Source organism: Caenimonas soli, from assembly GCF_013155545.1.
GTDB classification, from domain to species: Bacteria; Pseudomonadota; Gammaproteobacteria; order Burkholderiales; family Burkholderiaceae_C; genus Ramlibacter; species Ramlibacter soli.
In genome coordinates, this window is record NZ_JABJVV010000024.1 from 45,498 (window position 1) to 62,285 (window position 16,788).

The following is a 16,788-nucleotide window of genomic DNA, read 5'->3' on the forward strand; positions in this document are numbered from 1 at the left end:
GCGCGACATGAGCGACGGCACGCTGCTGTACGAGGTGGATGACCGGGTGGCCACGGTCACCCTCAACCGCCCGGACCAGCTCAATGCGATGACGCTGGCCATGATCCACGCACTCGTGGCGCTGATCGACCGGGCCAACAACGACGACGGCGTGCGCGTCATCGTCGTCACCGGCGCCGGGCGTGCGTTCTGCGCGGGCGCCGACCTGTCCGGCAGCGACAGCCCGTTCGCTTCCACGACGGAGCGGGTGTCGACGGACCAGCCCGAGCCCGACGCAGGCGGCGTGCTCACCCTGCGCATCCATCGCTGCCGCAAGCCGGTACTCGCTGCCATCAACGGCTCGGCCGCCGGGGTGGGCGTCACCATGACGCTCGCCATGGACGCGCGCTTCGCGGCCGACGGTGCGCGCTTCAGCCTGCCTTTCACGCGACGCGGCATCGTGCCCGAGAGTGCCTCCAGCTGGTTCCTGCCGCGCGTCGTCGGCATGGACCGCGCGCTGGACTGGTGCCTGACGGGTCGCACGTTCAATGCGCAGGAGGCACTCGCCGCGGGGCTCGTCCGCTCGCTGCATGCGCCGGCCGATGTGTTGCCCGAGGCGATGGCCCATGCCCGGGCGATCGCGGACGCCACGGCGCCTGTCTCGGTGGCGCTCACGCGGCAACTGCTGTGGCGCATGGGTGCAGCAACCTGCCCCGAGGAAGCGCATCGCATCGAAAGCTCGCTGCTCGTGTCGCGCGCGCGCAGCGCCGACGTCCAGGAAGGCGTCGCGAGTTTCCTCGCCAAGCGCGCAGCCGTGTTTCCCGACACCTTGTCGCGCAACCTGCCCTCCGGCTGGCCGGACGACGCCGCAACCACGACCGAGAACCTATGACACAGCCACGTCCGCCCCTGCCATCGGTTCTGCGCCGGCTGCACCTGCCCGCGATCGCCGCGCCCCTCTTCATCGTGAGTTCGCCCCGGCTCGTGATAGCGCAGTGCCGCGCCGGCATCGTGGGTTCCATTCCGGCACTGAACGCGCGAAGCACGTCGCAGCTGGACGAGTGGCTGGCGCAGATTGGCGACGCCCTCGCTGCCGATGACCATCCCGTCGCTCCTGCCGGCCCGCTGGCGGTGAACCTCATCGCGCACCGCAGCAACTCACGGCTCGACGACGACCTCGCCATGCTGGAGAAGCATCGCGTGCCGATCGTCATCACATCCATGGGCGCACGCCCGGAGATCAACGATGCGGTCCACGCCTGGGGCGGGATCGTGCTGCACGACGTCATCAACAACGGCTTCGCGCGCAAGGCCATCGACAAGGGCGCCGACGGGCTGATCGCCGTGGCGGCCGGCGCGGGCGGCCACGCCGGTACCCGCAGCCCCTTCGCGCTGGTGCAGGAAATCCGCGCCTGGTTCGACGGGCCGCTGGCGCTGAGCGGCGCCATCGCCACGGGCCGCAGCATGCTGGCGTGCCGTGCCATCGGCGCGGACTTCGCCTACATCGGTTCCGCCTTCATCGCCACCCACGAGGCGCAAGCCTCGCCCGAGTACCGCCAGATGATCCTGGACGGAACGTCCGACGACATCGTCTACACCGACCTGTTCTCGGGGGTGCATGCCAACTATCTGCGACCCTCGGTGCGTGCGCAGGGACTCGACCCCGACCAGCTGGACGGCATCGCCCGCGAACCCGGCGTCCTGAACGGCACGAAAGCGTGGCGCGACATCTGGGGCGCGGGCCAGGGCATCGCCGCGGTGCGGGAGGTGCTGGACACCCAAGCCCTTGTCGATCGGCTCGCACGCGAGTACGCTCAGGCCGCGCAAGCGCTGGCACACGACACCCGCACTTCAACTCTGCTGAAATCGACCGCATGACCGCAAGCATTCCCACCATCGACTCGCGCTTCCGCACCCTCGGCGATCTCTGCCGCGTGCACGCGGCACGCCGGCCGGACCACCCCGCGCTCGTTTTCGAGGACCGCACCACCACGTGGGCGGCATTCGACCGCCAGACCAACCAGGTCGCGAACGCACTGCTGGCCATGAACCTGCCGACCCAGAGCCGGGTGGCCTACCTGGGCAAGAACTGCGACCGCTTCTTCGACGTCTATCTCGGCGCGGCGAAGGCGCGCATGGTGCTGGTGCCGGTGAACTGGCGGCTGGCCGCCGAGGAGATCGCCTTCATCCTGAAAGACGCGGAAGCTCGTGTGCTGTTCGTCGGCGCGGACTACATGCCGCTCGTCGAAGGCCTGCGCAAGGCGGTGCCCGGCCTTCAGACGGTGCTCGCCATGGACATGCCGCAGGACGGCTGCGAGCACTTTGTCGCCTGGCGCGACCGCAGCAGCGCCGTCGACCCGAATCTGCCCGCCGACATGGACGAGGTGGCGTTGCAACTCTACACGTCGGGCACCACCGGCCTGCCCAAAGGTGCAGAGCTCACCCACCGCAATAAGCTCACCGCGCTCTCCTATGCGGCGGCGGGCCACCTGGGCCGCTGGAACGAAAACGACGTGTGCGTCGTGCCGCTGCCGCTGTTTCACGCGGGCGGCGTCAGCTACGGCATGAACACGCCATACGTCGGCGGGACCCTCGTGATCCTGCGAGAGGCACAGCCGCAGCTCATCCTGGACGCACTCGCGAAGCATCGAGTGACCAAGCTGGGCCTCGTACCAGCCGTAATGCAGTTCCTGCTGGACCATCCCGGCTGCGCCGGGGCCGACTTCTCGAACCTGGACACAGTGACCTACGGCGGCGCGCCGATCCCCCCCGCCTTGCTGCGGCGGGCTGTCGAAGTGATGGGCCCCGTCTTCCTGCAGATGTTCGGCATGACCGAATCAACCACGCTCGGCACCGCGCTGCAGCCGGCCGACCACAATCCCGCGCTGCCCGAACGGCTGTCATCGTGCGGACGTGTGCTGCCGGGCATCGACGTCCGCATCGTCACGCTCGAAGGGCGGGAGGCACTGCCCGGCCAGTCCGGTGAAATCCTGATCCGCTGCCCGGCCATCATGAAGGGCTACTGGAACCGTCCGGAAGCCACCGCCGACGCGTTGCGCGATGGCTGGTACCACACGGGCGACGTGGGTTACTTCGACATCGACGGCTACCTGTTCATCCAAGACCGCATGAAGGACATGATCATCTCGGGCGGCGAAAACATCTACCCCGCCGAAGTCGAGCGTGCGCTAGGCGACCATCCCGCCATAGCCGAATCGGCGGTGATCGGCGTGCCCGATGCGAAGTGGGGCGAGGCCGTCAAGGCGGTGGTGGTGGTGCGCCCCGGCCAGCAGCTGACCGAAGCAGAAGTGATCGCCTTCACGCGCGGCAAGATCGCCGCCTACAAATGTCCCAAGAGCGTCGACTTCGCGCCAGCGCTGCCGCGAAACCCCTCGGGCAAGCTGCTCAAGCGTGTGCTGCGCGAGCCGTTCTGGGCCGGTCAGGCCCGCCGGGTGCACTGATGGCTGCGGGTCGGCTTGCAGGCCAGTCGGCCATCGTTACCGGCGCGGGGTCGGGCATTGGCCGCGCCATTTCGTTGCTGTTTGTGCAAGAGGGCGCGCAGGTGCTGGCGGTGGACCGTGCGACCCCACTGCCGGGCGCGCTGCCCACGTGCCCTGCCCTGCAGACACTGGTGCAAGACGTCACCGCCGACGGTGCCGCCCGCGCCATGGTGGATGCCGCCCTGGCCGCGTTCGGCCGGCTGGACATCGTGGTCAACAACGCCGGCAAAGGCCCGCCCACACCACTGGCGCAAACCAGCGACGCCGAATGGGACCGCTGGCTGACACTGAATCTCACTAGCGCCTTTCGCCTGTGCCGCGACGCGCATGCCGCACTGTCCCAAACAGGCGGCTGCATCCTCAACATCACGTCCACGCTGGGCCTGCGCGGCTACCCCGGCCATGGCGCGTATTCGGCCGCCAAGGCCGGCATGGTCGGCATGACGCGCAACGCCGCCACTGACTACGCAGCCGACGGCATCCGTGTGAACGCCATCGCACCAGGGGTGATCGCCACACCGCTGACCGAAGCTGCGCTGGCCGATCCGCGCTTTCATGCGCGCACGGTGGGCCCCACGCCGCTGGGTCGCGCGGGGCAGCCGGATGAGGTGGCGCAGGCGGCGCTGTTTTTGTGCAGCCCGCAAGCCAGCTTCATCACGGGGCAGGTCCTGGCGGTGGATGGCGGCGCCAGCAGCGCGGTCTACCACGCGGACAGCTGAACCGCCGCGTCAGACCGGCAGTTTCAGGCAATGGCGCCGGCGCGCCCGAAGTAGTGGTCGGCAATCACCGGGTCGCTGGCCAGGTCACCCGCATCGCCTTCGTGCACGACACGGCCCTGCTCCAGCACCGCCGCTCGATGGGCTGTCTGCAGCGCCAGCTTCGCGTTCTGTTCGACCAGCAGGAGCGTCATACCCTCGCGGTTCAGGCGCTGCAGCGCCTTGAACACTTCCTTCACGATCACCGGCGCCAGGCCCAGGCTGGGTTCGTCCAGCAACAGCACCTTGGGGCGGCCCATCAGCGCCCGGCCGATCGCCAACATTTGTTGCTGGCCGCCGGACAGGGATCCGGACGTCTGGTTGCGGCGATCCGCCAACACGGGGAAGAGCGTGTGGACGCGCTCCAGGTCCCCCGCGTCGCTGCCCCGCACGCCGGCAGCCTGGCGGCCCAGCTCGAGGTTCTCCGCCACTGACAGCGGCGCGATCACGCGTCGGCCCTCGGGCACCTGGATGATGCCGGCCCGCGCGCGCTTGTGGGCGGGCAACTTGCCTAGCGGCTGGCCTTCGAAAAGGATTTCGCCGCCGTATGGCACGATGCCCGACAGCGCGTTGACCAGGCTCGACTTCCCCGCGCCGTTGGGGCCGATCAGCGCGAAAATCTCGCCCTGCTTTACCGTCAGGCTGACGCCGCGAAGCGCCTGTATGCCGCGGTAGTGGACGTCGACATTGCGTAGTTCCAGCACAGTCAGGCTCCCAGGTAGGCTTCGACCACGACGGGATCGCGGCCCACGGCTTCGGGCTCGCCCTCGGCAATCAGGCGGCCGGCAGCCACCACATAGAGGCGGGAGCATAGCGACATCACGAAGCGCATGTTGTGCTCGATCAGCAGCACCGCCACGCCATCGGCCGCCACGCTGCGAAAAATCCCGGCCAGGCTCTCGGCCTCGGCGTCGTTCATGCCGGCCACCGGCTCGTCCAGCAGCAGCAGGCGCGGCCGCATCGCCAGCGCGCGCATCATCTCGATGCGCCGCTGGTGGCCATACGACAGGCCGCCGGCGCGGTACTGCGCCAGGGCCGTCATGCCGAAGCGCTCCAGCAGCGTCATCGCTTCGTCCTTCAGGCGCCTGGTTTCGGCCCGCGCCGACGGCAGGCCCAGCAGGTTGGCCCACAGGCCGGTCTTTTCATGGCGATGGAAACCCGCCAGCACGTTGTCCAGCACGCTCGCATCGGGGACCAATCGAATGTTCTGGAAGGTGCGGGCCACGCCGGCGCGCGCCAGTTCGGGCGCCTCGCAGCGCGACACGTCCTTGCCGTCCAGCAGCACGCGGCCCGAGGTCAGGTGCAGCAAGCCGGTGATGAGATTGACCACCGTGGTCTTGCCCGCGCCGTTGGGGCCGATCAGGCCGGTGATCTGTCCGGCCGGCACGGACAGGCTCAGGCCATCGACGGCCGGCACGCCACCGAAATGGCGTGCCACGTTTTCCAATACCAGGGTTGCACTCATGGCCGCACTCCCGCTCGCGTGGGGGCCAGGCCGGGGTGCGGCGCGGGTCCCGGATCGGGCGGCGCAGCGGACTGCACCGGCGCACGGGCCGCGGCGCGCCGCAATCGGCGGTCGCGCATCGTGGCGATCAACGTGTCGGCCACACCACGCGGCAGGTAGACGATGACCACCATCAGCAGGATGCCCTGCACGACGTTGCGGTAGTCGGCGAAGACGCGGAACAGTTCGGGCAGCGAGACCAGCACGACGGCACCCACCAGGGCACCCCAGACGGTGGTGCGGCCGCCCAGCACCACCATGGCCAGTGCCGCCACCAGCAGGCCGAAGCCATAGTCGCTGGGAGTGATGGCGTAGCTGCTGGTCGCGTGCAGGCCGCCCGACAGCCCCGCCAGCGCGCCGGAAAGGATGAAGGCGAAACGCTGGTAGTGCGGCACCGAGATGCCGAGCGAGACGGCCACCGTTTCGTCCTCACGGATGACGTCGAGCGCACGGCCCAGGCTGAAGCGGCCCATGCTCACGAGCAGCACCACGACCAGCGCCACCACCGCAAGCAGCGTGGGCGTGTTGGCGACGTGCGGAATGCCATTGATGCCGAGTGCGCCGTGGGTCAGGCTCTCCCAGTTTTGGGTAGCCGACAGCACGATCTGCACGAAGGCCAGCGTCGCCACGGCCTGGAACACGCCGCGCAGCCGCGCAAGCGGCAATGCCAGCAGCGCACTCGCGGCGGTGCCCAGCGCCGTGCCGGCGGCGATAGCGGCAGCCGGCGGCCAGCCGGCCGCCGTGATCAGGATAGCGGTGCAGTAGGCGCCGAGCGCGGCGAAGCCGGCGCTGCCCAGCGAAAAGACGCCGGCGCGCAGCACCACGTACTGGCTCATGGCCAGCAGCGCATTGACCAGGATGTGGTCGAACAGCGACTGGTAAGTGAAGAAAAAATTCATCATGCGCGCTGCACCCGCATGGCCGCCGTGGGCTGGCCGAAGAGCCCGGTGGGGCGCACCACGATGACGACGAAGAGGGCCAGGAAAACGATCGCCTCGGAGACGCCGGAAGAAATGTAGGCGACGCTCAGCGTCTGCACGATGCCGATCGCCAGCCCGGCGATCAGCGCGCCGGGGATACTGCCCAACCCGCCGAGGATGATGATGACGAAGGCGCGTAGCAGCAGCGGCTCGCCCATGGCAAAGTGGACGGAGTTGAAGACCAGGCCGATCAGCACGCCCGCCATGCCGGCCAGCGCGCCCGAGATGAAGAACACCTGCATGTTGACCGGGCCGGGGTTGATGCCCAGCAGACGCGAAGTCTGCTCCGAATGGGCAACGGCGCGGATGCGCTGGCCGAAGCTGGTGCGGTACAGGTAGAACACCAACCCGAACACCATCAGCACCACCAGCGCGATGATTACCAGTTGCAGCAGCTGAATGCGCAGGCCGAAGACGGTGAAGACGATCACCGGGAATGCATCGAAGGGGAAGCGCATCACGGCGGTGTTGGAAATCTTCTGCGCCAACGCCAGCAGGATCAGGTCAGCGCCAATGGACGACACGATGGCCGAGAACTCGGGCGCGCCGCGCCGCCGCAAAGGGCGGAAGGCGAAGATGTCCAGTGCCACCGAGATCAGCCCGCCGGCCAGCATGCCGATCAGCAGGGCCACGGCGATCGGCACCTCCAGCGCGGTGACGGCGTACAACCCGGCGAACGCGCCCCACATGAACACGGAGCCGTGCGCCATATTCATGACATGGTTCACGCCGAACAGCAGGGTGAAGCCGAGCGCGAACAGGCCATAGACGCTGCCCACGACAATTCCGTTGAGTATCTGTTGCATCAGCATGGGGGCAGGATAGGAGGGCAGCGGCTCCCGGTATGTCCCCTTGGGGTGGGACGGGTTTCCCCCCGCGTCCCCGGGAGGGGGACTGACCGCCGGGCCGCCCCTGGCTAGTCTGGACGCACCCGTACCGGCCCCTGGGCCAAGGAGTTCCAATTGCGGCCGCTTTCCACCGAAGCTTCATCCCAGGCGCAGGGACCCCTTACGCCGGCCAGTGACAGCTTCGACCCGTTCGATCCGACCTACGTGGTCGATCCCTATCCCATCCTGGCGGAGCTGCGCGAGAGCGAGCCGGTGTTCTTCTCGCCGCGCATCGGTTCCTGGGTGGTCACACGGTTCGAGACGGTCAAGGCCGTGCTGCGCGACGTGCAGCGCTACTCGGCCCAGATTGCCTCGGACCCGCTGACGCCGCTGTGCCCGCACGCCCGCGCCATCATCGCCGACTCCGGCTTCAACGTTCCGCCACTGCTGGTCAACAACGATCCGCCCTCGCACACCCACTACCGCGCCTTCTTCGGCGCGCCGCTGCAGCGCGAGCGCATCCAGGCCTTGAGGCCTTTCATCCAGGAAACGGTCGACGGCTATGTGGGGCGGCTGGCCGCCGGCGCAAAGCCGACCGACCTCGTGACCGGCCTCACCTGGGACGTGCCCGCGTTGGTGCTGTTCAAGCTGCTGGGCGTGCCGGCGCAAGACGTGCAGCAGGTCAAGAACTGGGCCTCCAGCCGCGTGGTCATGACCTGGGGCCGCCCGACCGAGGCCGAGCAGGTCGCCCTGTCCACCGGCGCCGTCGAGTACTACCGCTATGCCCAAGCGCTGGTTCAACAGAAATTCGAGAACCCAACCGACGATTATCTGAGCGATCTCATCCGGCTGCGCGCCGGTGATGATGCCCAGGCCACGCTGCATGAGATCGCGGCTGTCGCCTTCAACCTGCTGTTCGCCGGCCACGAGACCACGTCCAGCGCCGCGATCAACATGTTCAAGGTGCTGTTGCCCGACCGCAACCTGTGGAACAAGGTCTGCCGTGGCGAGCAGCCGCTCGCCCAAGTGGTGGAGGAGGCGCTGCGGATCGACCCACCGGTGCAGGCCTGGCGCCGCCAGGCCAAGGAGGCGGTGGTGCTCGACGGTGTTTCGATCCCCGCCGGCGCCCGCTTGCTGCTCGCATTTGCCTCGGCCAACCACGACCCGGATCAGTTCCCCTCGCCGGACACATTCACGCCCGGCCGTCGCAATGCGCTACAGCAGGTGTCATTCGGCGCGGGCACCCATTTCTGCCTCGGCGCGCCGCTCGCGCGGCTCGAGCTCGAAGTGATGCTGCAAGCCGTGGCCGCGCGATTGCCCGGCCTCGCACTTGTGCCCGGCCAGGAATTCCCCTACACGCCCAACACCTCGTTCCGCGCGCTGCGCCGGCTGATGGTGACCTGGTAGGCCCATTTTTTTCATCGAGACAAAACCATGCGATTCCCGAGACTGCCGGTCGACGACGAACTGGAGATCCGCTCCCTCTTTGCGCGCTACGGCCACCTGGCCGATGCCGGCGACCCGCTGTTCGTCGAGCTGTTCACGCCCGATGCCACCTGGACCCGCGAGAACTCGCCGCCCGCCTCGATGGGCGGTTCGGGCCTGCCGCGCGAGACCATGCGCGGCCGCGAGGTGCTGGGCAAGCTGATGGTGGATGTGATGCAGAAGAAGTTCCGCCAGCGCATGCACCACCAGTTCACCGATTTCTACGTCGAACCGGGCGAGAACGCCGACGACGCGGTGGGCCACGCTCGCGCTCTGATCACCGACTGGCGCGAAGGCCCCGGCAAGTTCGCCATGTTCGGCCACTATGACCTGCGGTTTCGCCGCACCGCCGACGGCTGGCGCATCTGCGACGCCTCTGTCTATGTGCTGCCCGACGGCAAATGAATCGCCCCCAACAACAGGAGAAGCCATGACCGCCACGCTAGCCCAAGCCGCGCCCGATGCGCCGGTGCTCGACGAAGACCCGTTTTCAGACGAGAACATCGCCAATCCCTACCCTTTCTTCGTGCGCCTGCGCGAAATGGCGCCCGCCGTCTTCATCCAGCCCCATAGCTATTACGCGGTGGGCCGGCACGAGGAGGCCGGTATCGTTGCCAGTGACTACGCGCGCTTCAGCACGACCGGAGGCGTCGGCCTGAGCGACATCCGCAAGCCCGGCGCCTGGCGGCCGCGCAGCCCGATCACCGAGATCGACCCGCCGGACCACACCCGGGTGCGCGCCGCCCTGCAGAAAATCCTGTCGCCGCTGGTGGTCAAGACCTGGCGCGACAAGTTCGCCCAGCGCGCCGAAGAAGTGGCCGAGCGCGCGGTGGCAAAGGGCCGTGTCGATGGCGTGGCCGACATTTCGGAAGCGTTCGTGCTGCAGGCCTTCCCCGAAGTTCTGGGTGTCGACGTGCCGCCCGAGCGCATCAAGCAGACCGGCGAGCTCAACTTCAACCAGCTCGGGCCGAACAACGAGCGGCTGAAACGCGCCACGGAGCGGACGGCGCCGATCATGGAGTGGTACGCGCAGGTGCTGCAGCGCGAGTACATGCTGCCCGGTGGCTTCGGCGAGAAGATCTACCTGGCGGAGGATGCGGGCGAGTTCGACCCCGGCACGGCGGCGCCGCATGTGCGCACCTTTTTCCGCGCCGGCGTGGACACCACGATGGCCGGCATCGGATCGACATTGAAGCTGCTGTCGGAGAACCCGGGCCAGTTCGCGCTGGTCAAGGCCGATCCGGCCCGGATCAAGGGCGCTTTCGAGGAGGCACTGCGCATGGAATCGCCGGCGCAAGTGATGTTCCGGGTCACGACGGCCGATACTGTACTGGGCGGCGTGAAGCTGCGCGCCGACACCAAGGTGGGCTACCACATGGGCGCCGCCAACCGCGATCCGCGCCAGTGGCCCGACCCTGACCGCTTCGACGTGACCCGCCAGACCACGGGTGTGCACCGTTCATTCGGTTTTGGCGCCCATGTCTGCATCGGACAGATGATCGCGCGGCTCGAAGCAGAAAGCATCCTGGGCGCGATCATCCGGCGTGTTCGCGCGATCGAGCCGGATGGCAAGGCGGAATGGCGGCCGGTAAATACACTGCGCACCCTGGATAGCCTGCCGTTGCAGCTGCGAACCTAGGGGTCCGCGCGGCGGGAATGTCCCCTCGCATGGGGACTGACGCCCGGCGGGGCACTGGGGATACTGATTTCACACAGGCTGGCCAGAGTGCCGCCCGAAGTTCATTCACCGGAGACATCTCATGATCGTTCATCGCAGAACCGCCCTGGCGGCCGCCGCTCTCCTCGCCTTCAGCGGCCTGGCTTTCGGCCAGGTCAAGGAAATCCCCGTCGGCGTCATGAATGCCATGACGGGCAACTACGCTTTCGGCGGTGTGCCGATCCAGAACGGCATGAAGCTGGCGCTGGAGGAAGCCAACGCTGCCGGCCTGCCCGGCGGCGCGAAGTTCAAAGTCACTGAGGGCGATACCGCCGGCGAGAAGGGCCAGACCATCAGCCTGGTCAACCAGTTCGCCAAGCGCGACAACGCGATGCTGATCCTTGGCCCCACGACAAGCGGAGAAGCCCTGGCTGGAGCGCCCGTGGCCAACGAGCTGCAGGTGCCCATGCTCGCGATCGGCAGCTCGCCGGGTATCCCGGCCACGGGGCCCTGGGCGTTCAAGATCCAGGCCACGCCCGTGGACATCATGAACTTCCTGGGCAAGCTGGCCGTGGAGAAGCTGGGCATCAAGCGCGTCATCACGGCCATCGACCAGAGCAACGACGGCTACGTCGGCCAGAAGGACGCGCTGGTCAGCTACCTGAGGGCCGCGGGCGTCACCATCGTGGCCGACGAGAAGTTCGTCGCTTCTGACAGCAACTTCCTGGCGCTGGCCACCAAGATCGCGACCTCGCAGACCGACGCCGTCTTCATCGCGGCGCCGGCGGAAGTGGCGGCCAACCTGATCATCCAGATCCGCCAGGCCGGGCTGGACCCCAAGGTGAAGTTCATCGGCCCGTCGACCTTCGGCTCCCTGGGCTTCATCAAGGCCGGCGGCAAGGCGGTGGAAGCCACCTACATCGTGTCCGACTACTCGCCCAACGCCACCTCGCCACTGAACACCGCCTTCATCAACGCCTACAAGGCCAAGTACAAGGCCGCGCCGGACAACTGGGCCGCGATGGGCTATGCGCTGGGCACCGTCGCCGTCCAAGCCGTGCGCAACGCCGGTCCCAACCCCGACCGCACCAAGATTCGCGATGCGATGGCCAAGCTCAACAAGGTGCCGATGGTGCTGGGCAACGGCACGTGGAGCTTGGACGAGAAGCGCAACCCGAGCTATGGCGGCGTGCTGCTGCAGGTGAAGGACGGGAACTTCGTCACGGTGCAGTGACGAGGCAGTCATCCCGGGCTTGACCCGGGATCCATGCCTAGGCCGTCATTCCGCCGTCGACGTTGTACACACCACCCGTGATGAAGCTGGCCTGCGGCCCCAGCAGCCAGAGCACCAGGTTGGCCACTTCGTCGGCAGTGGCGGCACGGCCCAGGGGCTGGTTGGCGAAGTGCTGCTTCAGCGCGAGCTCGACTTCCTCCTCGCTGCGGCCATCAATGCGGAAAGTACTGCGCAATAAGGGCGTGTCAATCGGACCGGGGCAAATCACGTTGATGCGGATGCCATGCGGCGCGAACTCCAGCGCGGCCTGCTGCGTCATGCGGATCACGGCCGCCTTGGAAGCGCCGTAGACACCCAGGCCGGCATCGGCGCGGCTGCTGCGCTGGCCGGAGACCGACGAGGTGTTGACCATGACGCCGCCGCCCTGCGCGCGCATCACTTTGCCCACGGCCTGCATTCCCAGCAGGACACCACGAACATTGATGGCGAAGATTCGCTCGAAGTCCGCCATGCTGAAATCCAGCAGCGGGCCCTGCGGCCCGACGATGGCGGCGTTGTTGTGGAACAGGTCGACGCGGCCGAAGCGCTGCACCACGGCATTCGTGTAGCGCTGGACATCCGCCTCATTCGCCACGTCCGCCTGGACTGCAAAGGCGCGGGCGGGGTCCAACCCGCTCATCCCCCGGTCCAGCGACAGCGCATCGCGGTCCACGATAGCGACCTTCGCGCCCGCCGCCAGCAGCTGGCGCACCAGGGCCAGCCCGACCCCGCTCGCCCCGCCGGTGACGACGGCGACTTTACCCTCGAACTCCGCCGCGCTCATTGCAGCACCACCGGCAGTGCGCTGGGTGCGCGGAACACGAAGGTGTGCATGTGCCTGGCCTCGTCAGGTTGGGCGAGCTTCATCTTGGGGAAGCGCTTGGCGAATTCCTCGAACACGATCTTCATCTCCAGCCGCGCCAGCGGCGCGCCCAGGCAGAAGTGCACGCCATTGCCGAAAGTAAGCTGCTTGCGCGCGTTCTTGCGGCGGATATCGAAACGGTGCGGGTTCTCGAACACGTCCTCGTCGCGGTTGGCGGACGCGAACGACAGCATGATTCTTGCGCCGGCAGGGATCTTGACGCCTCGGAATTCGACGTCTTCCAGCGCGGTACGCCGCCAGCCGATCACCGCACCCGCATAGCGCATGCCCTCTTCCACCGTGTTCGCGGCCAGCGACGGGTCGGCGCACAGCGCTTGCCACTGGTCCGGGTTTTGCAGCAGCGTACGGAAGGTGTTGGTGAGCTGGTTGGTTGTGGTCTCGTGGCCGGCGAAGGCGACGCCGAAGGTGTGGTTGGTGGCCTCGCCCAGGCTCATGACCGAATCGTCGCCGTTACGAATGGCCAGGATGCGGCTGGTGAAGTCGTCGCGCGGATTCTTCAGGCGGTCGTGGACCATGGCGCTGCAGTATTGCCAATACGCCACCATGTTCTTCGCGCCGACGATCTGCTGCTCATAGGTTGACGGGCTGAAGTCGATCACGCTACGCATACCCGCCCACTTCTTGACATGGGGAATGTCGGCTTCGGGGATACCCAGCAGCTTGAACACCACCCGGGCCGGCAGCTCGTAGTTCACGTCGCGCAGCAGGTCGACATCGTCCTTGCCGTCGATGCGATCCATGGCCTCGGCCACAAGCGAGCGGATATGCGGCTCGAGCTTGATGAAGTCGCGCAGATTCAGCACTTGGCCCGTCACTCCGCGGATGCGCCTGTGCACGTCGCCGTCCAGACTGGAATGGGCGCCGGTTGGCGCATAGCCCCCCTCCTTCAGGATGGCCAGGGCATCCGGGTGCATGGGCGTGACCGGCAGCGAGGTGTTGCGCGCCGAGAAACGCTGGCCGTCATGCAGCACCGCGTACACGTCTTCGTATCTGGTGAGGACCCAGTAGCCGATCTCTTCGGACCAGAACACCGGTTCATGCCGGCGCTGCTGCTCCAGCGCGGCATGCAGCTCGGGTCGGTAGTAGGGCTTGAAGCTCTCGGCGGCGGTGCTGGCCGCGTCGACAGCGCCCGCCGCATGGAAGGGACAGCCTGTGATGGTGTTCATATCCATTTCTTTAGCGCATCAACATGCCGCCGTTGACATCCAGCGTCGAGCCGGTAACGAAAGCTCCACCGGGCGAAACCAGATAGGAAACGGCGGCGGCGATTTCCTCGGGCAGGCCGATGCGGCCGAGCGGCACGGCGGCGGTGCCCAGGTATTTCTGGTCGCCGTGGCCGGGGGCCACGGTCTGGTGCAGCATCGGTGTGTCGATCGGTCCCGGCGCGATGGTGTTGACGGTGATGCCCAGCGGCGCGGCTTCGCGCGCGGCCACCTTGGACAGCGCGAGCACGGCACCCTTGGACGCGCTGTAGGCCGCACCACTTTGCATGCCGCCCATCTGGCCCGCCAGCGAAGCGACGGTGACGATGCGGCCCTGCGCTACTGGCGTGGAGCCGGCGCGGCGCAGCATCTCGCGCACGCAGATGAATGTGCCGCCGGCGTTGACCTGCATCACGCGATCCCACTCCTGCAGCGTGATGTCGACCGTGGGCAGGCGCCCGGGCGTTGGGTTGCTGCTGAGGATTCCGGCGAAGCAGACGAGCACCGTGACGGCGCCCACGCGCTCTTGCACGGTATCGAACGCGGCGTGCACGTTGGCTTCGTCGGTCACGTCGCAACGCAACCCGATATGGCCCTTGCCGGGCAGGCTGTGCGCCGCGAAAGCGGCGCTGTCCGCGTTGAGGTCGGCGATGGCGACGGCCAGGCCGTCCTCGGCCAGCCGCCGCGCGCTGGCCAGGCCGAGCCCGCTGGCGCCGCCGGTGATGAGTGCAACACGCATGGGATCCATCCGTCTTTAAAAGGGATTCACTGGTCAGGGTGGGCGTCCACCCAGCACTGCACCAGCGGGTTGCTGATATAGGCGCTGGTGGTCTGGCCGCCGTCCACCGCCAGCACCTGGCCGGTCACGAAACCTGCGTCGTCGCTGCACAGGAAGGCCGCGGCGCCCGCGATCTCCTCGGGCCGGCCCGGCCGACCCATCGGTGTGGTGCCCACGATGGTGGCGTAGAAGCGCGCCGTGTTCAGCCGGTCCGTGGTCTGCGGCGTGGCGATGATTCCGGGGGCGATTGCGTTGACGCGCAAGCCCTGGTCCGCGTAGTCGGCCGCGAGGTTGCGGGTGAGGCCGATCACGCCTGCCTTGGCCATCGAGTACACGGCCTGGCGGCGATAGCCGACTACCCCCAGCGAAGAGGCAATGTTGAGCACGACGCCCTGGGCCTTGACCAGCTCGGAGAGGGCCGCGCGCGTGATCATGAAGGTGGTCTTGAGATTGATGTCCAGCCACTTGTCGTAGTCGGCATCGCTGGTCTCGTGGAACGGCGGGCAGTTGCCCAGCCCCGCATTGTTGACCAGCACGCGCACGCCGCCGAAGTAGCCTATGCAGGCCTGCACGATGCGCGCGGCCGCGTCGACGGCCGTGACGTCCTGCACCAGCGTGCGCAGCGTACCCGAAGCCGGTAGCGATTGCAGCGATCCGGCGTGGATGTCCACCGCCAGCACCTTCGCGCCCTCTTCGTGCAGTCGTAAAGCAATCGCGCGGCCGATGCCGGAGCCGGCGGCGGTGACGATGGCGGGCCGGCCCTCAAAGCGCAGCATCAGGAAACCTCCGTGCTGCGCACTGCGGTGCTATGAGCCTTGGGAGCGGCCCGGCGTCTCATATCACTTCCCAGATGTCGTACACCGGGCCATTGGGCTCACGCGTTCCGGTGCCGACGGCGACCTTGTCGTTGAGCCATTTCAGCGCGGGCGCCGCGGTCTCGAACTGCACCAGCACACGGAAGTAGTCCGCGCCCTGGGGGATGGGCTCGCGGTTGACGATCTTGCGCATGATCTCGGGCGTGGGCCCGTTGCGCCGGCCGTTGTAGGTCATATAGATCAGCTCGCCGGCCTCGGTTTCCAGCATGAGGCGAACGTCCAGGTGCAGGCCGCCGTCCGGACGCTCCAGCACCACGTCGGCGCCGCCCGGCAACACCTTGCCGCGCAAGCGCTCGCCTTCGAACCGCCCACCGCTGACGCACATCACGCGCCGGGTGTAGCCATGCGGCACGGCGCCCACCAGCTGGGGCGGCGCGTCTACTTCCGCCTTGATGGTGAACAGGGGTTTCAGCTCGATCGGCGTCATGGTGTCCTTAGTCGTAGCGCTTGCGCATGTTCGTGATCATTTCGACGAGGGCCGTGGGCACGTCCTTGCCTTCGTTCTTGGCCTTTTCCTTGCAATCGACCCACTGCTTCAGGTCGGCGTAGCCCTTGTCGGTGTGGCGGTTCCACTCGTGGTCCAGTGGCGTAGTGATCTCCAGGCGGATGCCGGCGGGATCGTGGAAATAGATCGACAGGATCATGCCCTTGTGGTCCGTCGGGCCCACCACCGGGATGTCGTTGAGCAGCAGCCACTCGTGCCACTTCATCACTTCGGCGCGGTCCTTGGCCTGAAGTGCGATGTGGTTGAAGATGTCATAGGCCGGGTGCGTGGACTTGGCCTGCGCCGGCACGCCCGGCGCCTCGAAGAAGGCCAACGTGGAGCCGTCGCCCATGCGAAAGAAAATGTGGAAGTACGGAATCTGGTCGCCGGTGGACGGCACATGGTCGTCGACCACGGTGCTGGCGATTTCCATGCCCATGATGCGGGTGTAGAACTCGGTGGTCGCGGCAACATCGTGCGTCACCCATGCCGCGTGGTTCAGCATCATCGGCGTGAGGCCGGGGTTGGCGGGCTTGCCGCTGGCGGTGCGCAGCGTGCTGGGGGCGGTTGCTTGCATTGGGGTACTCCGTGGGAAATCCGGTGGAT

18 protein-coding genes are annotated in these 16,788 nt (G+C 67.4%); 8 read left to right on the top strand and 10 right to left on the bottom strand.

Annotation, left to right across the window (positions count from 1 at the left end):
* The first annotated feature begins 7 nt into the window (after positions 1-7).
* From HNE04_RS25940 to HNE04_RS25955, 4 genes are read left to right on the top strand one after another with little or no spacing between them, the layout of a single operon-like run.
* The gene (locus tag HNE04_RS25940; protein ID WP_172226202.1) at positions 8-871 is read left to right on the top strand and encodes an enoyl-CoA hydratase-related protein; all 864 of its coding nucleotides are present in this window, start codon (positions 8-10) and stop codon (positions 869-871) included.
* Positions 868-1,857 carry an NAD(P)H-dependent flavin oxidoreductase gene (locus HNE04_RS25945; protein ID WP_172226205.1) on the top strand — a complete coding sequence of 330 codons (990 nt, stop codon included), beginning with the start codon at positions 868-870 and terminating at the stop codon, positions 1,855-1,857. Before HNE04_RS25940 ends, HNE04_RS25945 begins: the two co-directional genes overlap by 4 nt.
* Positions 1,854-3,440, top strand: a complete 1,587-nt coding sequence (locus HNE04_RS25950) for a fatty acid--CoA ligase (protein WP_172226208.1) — start codon at positions 1,854-1,856, stop codon at positions 3,438-3,440. Before HNE04_RS25945 ends, HNE04_RS25950 begins: the two co-directional genes overlap by 4 nt.
* Positions 3,440-4,198, top strand: coding sequence for an SDR family NAD(P)-dependent oxidoreductase (locus HNE04_RS25955; protein ID WP_172226211.1), 759 nt, complete (start codon positions 3,440-3,442; stop codon positions 4,196-4,198). Before HNE04_RS25950 ends, HNE04_RS25955 begins: the two co-directional genes overlap by 1 nt.
* A 23-nt stretch (positions 4,199-4,221) precedes the next feature.
* Here HNE04_RS25955 and HNE04_RS25960 read toward each other — a convergent pair whose 3' ends face one another.
* Genes HNE04_RS25960 through HNE04_RS25975 form a run of 4 tightly spaced genes read right to left on the bottom strand, consistent with a single transcriptional unit; the run spans position 4,222 to position 7,530 of the window.
* Positions 4,222-4,938: an ABC transporter ATP-binding protein gene (locus HNE04_RS25960; protein ID WP_328700417.1), complete on the bottom strand. Its 717-nt coding sequence runs from the start codon at positions 4,936-4,938 to the stop codon at positions 4,222-4,224.
* Positions 4,939-4,940: 2 nt separating this feature from the next.
* The gene (locus tag HNE04_RS25965) at positions 4,941-5,699 is read right to left on the bottom strand and encodes an ABC transporter ATP-binding protein (RefSeq protein ID WP_172226217.1); all 759 of its coding nucleotides are present in this window, start codon (positions 5,697-5,699) and stop codon (positions 4,941-4,943) included.
* Positions 5,696-6,640 carry a branched-chain amino acid ABC transporter permease gene (locus tag HNE04_RS25970; protein ID WP_172226220.1) on the bottom strand — a complete coding sequence of 315 codons (945 nt, stop codon included), beginning with the start codon at positions 6,638-6,640 and terminating at the stop codon, positions 5,696-5,698. The genes HNE04_RS25965 and HNE04_RS25970 overlap by 4 nt, the downstream gene beginning before the upstream one ends.
* Positions 6,637-7,530: a branched-chain amino acid ABC transporter permease gene (locus tag HNE04_RS25975; protein WP_172226223.1), complete on the bottom strand. Its 894-nt coding sequence runs from the start codon at positions 7,528-7,530 to the stop codon at positions 6,637-6,639. The genes HNE04_RS25970 and HNE04_RS25975 overlap by 4 nt, the downstream gene beginning before the upstream one ends.
* Positions 7,531-7,680: 150 nt before the next feature.
* Here HNE04_RS25975 and HNE04_RS25980 point away from each other — a divergent pair, with 150 nt between their 5' ends.
* From HNE04_RS25980 to HNE04_RS25995, 4 genes are all read left to right on the top strand, one after another.
* A complete protein-coding gene (locus HNE04_RS25980) occupies positions 7,681-8,952 on the top strand; it encodes a cytochrome P450 (protein WP_172226226.1) in 1,272 nt (423 codons plus the stop codon).
* Positions 8,953-8,979: 27 nt separating this feature from the next.
* Positions 8,980-9,435 (top strand): nuclear transport factor 2 family protein, encoded by a 456-nt coding sequence (locus HNE04_RS25985; protein ID WP_172226229.1) that lies wholly within the window; start codon positions 8,980-8,982, stop codon positions 9,433-9,435.
* 25 nt (positions 9,436-9,460) lie between these two features.
* Positions 9,461-10,669, top strand: coding sequence for a cytochrome P450 (locus HNE04_RS25990; protein WP_172226232.1), 1,209 nt, complete (start codon positions 9,461-9,463; stop codon positions 10,667-10,669).
* Between the two features lie 121 nt (positions 10,670-10,790).
* On the top strand, positions 10,791-11,921 hold the full coding sequence (locus HNE04_RS25995) for an ABC transporter substrate-binding protein (RefSeq protein ID WP_172226235.1): 1,131 nt from the start codon (positions 10,791-10,793) through the stop codon (positions 11,919-11,921).
* Between the two features lie 37 nt (positions 11,922-11,958).
* On the opposite strand, the gene HNE04_RS26000 is transcribed toward HNE04_RS25995, so the two are convergent.
* From HNE04_RS26000 to HNE04_RS26025, 6 genes are read right to left on the bottom strand one after another with little or no spacing between them, the layout of a single operon-like run.
* Positions 11,959-12,744, bottom strand: a complete 786-nt coding sequence (locus HNE04_RS26000) for an SDR family NAD(P)-dependent oxidoreductase (RefSeq protein WP_172226238.1) — start codon at positions 12,742-12,744, stop codon at positions 11,959-11,961.
* Positions 12,741-14,009, bottom strand: coding sequence for a cytochrome P450 (locus HNE04_RS26005; protein ID WP_172226241.1), 1,269 nt, complete (start codon positions 14,007-14,009; stop codon positions 12,741-12,743). Before HNE04_RS26005 ends, HNE04_RS26000 begins: the two co-directional genes overlap by 4 nt.
* A 10-nt stretch (positions 14,010-14,019) precedes the next feature.
* On the bottom strand, positions 14,020-14,784 hold the full coding sequence (locus tag HNE04_RS26010; protein WP_172226244.1) for an SDR family NAD(P)-dependent oxidoreductase: 765 nt from the start codon (positions 14,782-14,784) through the stop codon (positions 14,020-14,022).
* 26 nt (positions 14,785-14,810) lie between these two features.
* The gene (locus tag HNE04_RS26015; RefSeq protein ID WP_172226247.1) at positions 14,811-15,599 is read right to left on the bottom strand and encodes an SDR family NAD(P)-dependent oxidoreductase; all 789 of its coding nucleotides are present in this window, start codon (positions 15,597-15,599) and stop codon (positions 14,811-14,813) included.
* Positions 15,600-15,657: 58 nt separating this feature from the next.
* The gene (locus HNE04_RS26020) at positions 15,658-16,125 is read right to left on the bottom strand and encodes a DUF3237 domain-containing protein (protein WP_172226250.1); all 468 of its coding nucleotides are present in this window, start codon (positions 16,123-16,125) and stop codon (positions 15,658-15,660) included.
* Between the two features lie 7 nt (positions 16,126-16,132).
* Positions 16,133-16,759, bottom strand: a complete 627-nt coding sequence (locus tag HNE04_RS26025; RefSeq protein WP_235965427.1) for a VOC family protein — start codon at positions 16,757-16,759, stop codon at positions 16,133-16,135.
* Between the last annotated feature and the right edge of the window lie 29 nt (positions 16,760-16,788).

Bases quoted from the DNA above. Each gene is read 5' to 3' on its own strand.
- HNE04_RS25940 (WP_172226202.1), top strand. From the start codon at position 8: ATGAGCGACGGCACGCTGCTGTACGAGGTGGATGACCGGGTGGCCACG.
- HNE04_RS25975 (WP_172226223.1), bottom strand. From the start codon at position 7,530: ATGCTGATGCAACAGATACTCAACGGAATTGTCGTGGGCAGCGTCTAT.
- HNE04_RS26000 (WP_172226238.1), bottom strand. From the start codon at position 12,744: ATGAGCGCGGCGGAGTTCGAGGGTAAAGTCGCCGTCGTCACCGGCGGG.
- HNE04_RS26010 (WP_172226244.1), bottom strand. From the start codon at position 14,784: ATGCGTGTTGCACTCATCACCGGCGGCGCCAGCGGGCTCGGCCTGGCC.
- HNE04_RS25990 (WP_172226232.1), top strand. From the start codon at position 9,461: ATGACCGCCACGCTAGCCCAAGCCGCGCCCGATGCGCCGGTGCTCGAC.
- HNE04_RS25985 (WP_172226229.1), top strand. From the start codon at position 8,980: ATGCGATTCCCGAGACTGCCGGTCGACGACGAACTGGAGATCCGCTCC.
- HNE04_RS25955 (WP_172226211.1), top strand. From the start codon at position 3,440: ATGGCTGCGGGTCGGCTTGCAGGCCAGTCGGCCATCGTTACCGGCGCG.
- HNE04_RS26015 (WP_172226247.1), bottom strand. From the start codon at position 15,599: ATGCTGCGCTTTGAGGGCCGGCCCGCCATCGTCACCGCCGCCGGCTCC.
- HNE04_RS25950 (WP_172226208.1), top strand. From the start codon at position 1,854: ATGACCGCAAGCATTCCCACCATCGACTCGCGCTTCCGCACCCTCGGC.
- HNE04_RS26025 (WP_235965427.1), bottom strand. From the start codon at position 16,759: ATGCAAGCAACCGCCCCCAGCACGCTGCGCACCGCCAGCGGCAAGCCC.
- HNE04_RS26005 (WP_172226241.1), bottom strand. From the start codon at position 14,009: ATGAACACCATCACAGGCTGTCCCTTCCATGCGGCGGGCGCTGTCGAC.
- HNE04_RS25995 (WP_172226235.1), top strand. From the start codon at position 10,791: ATGATCGTTCATCGCAGAACCGCCCTGGCGGCCGCCGCTCTCCTCGCC.
- HNE04_RS25945 (WP_172226205.1), top strand. From the start codon at position 868: ATGACACAGCCACGTCCGCCCCTGCCATCGGTTCTGCGCCGGCTGCAC.
- HNE04_RS25970 (WP_172226220.1), bottom strand. From the start codon at position 6,640: ATGATGAATTTTTTCTTCACTTACCAGTCGCTGTTCGACCACATCCTG.
- HNE04_RS26020 (WP_172226250.1), bottom strand. From the start codon at position 16,125: ATGACGCCGATCGAGCTGAAACCCCTGTTCACCATCAAGGCGGAAGTA.
- HNE04_RS25965 (WP_172226217.1), bottom strand. From the start codon at position 5,699: ATGAGTGCAACCCTGGTATTGGAAAACGTGGCACGCCATTTCGGTGGC.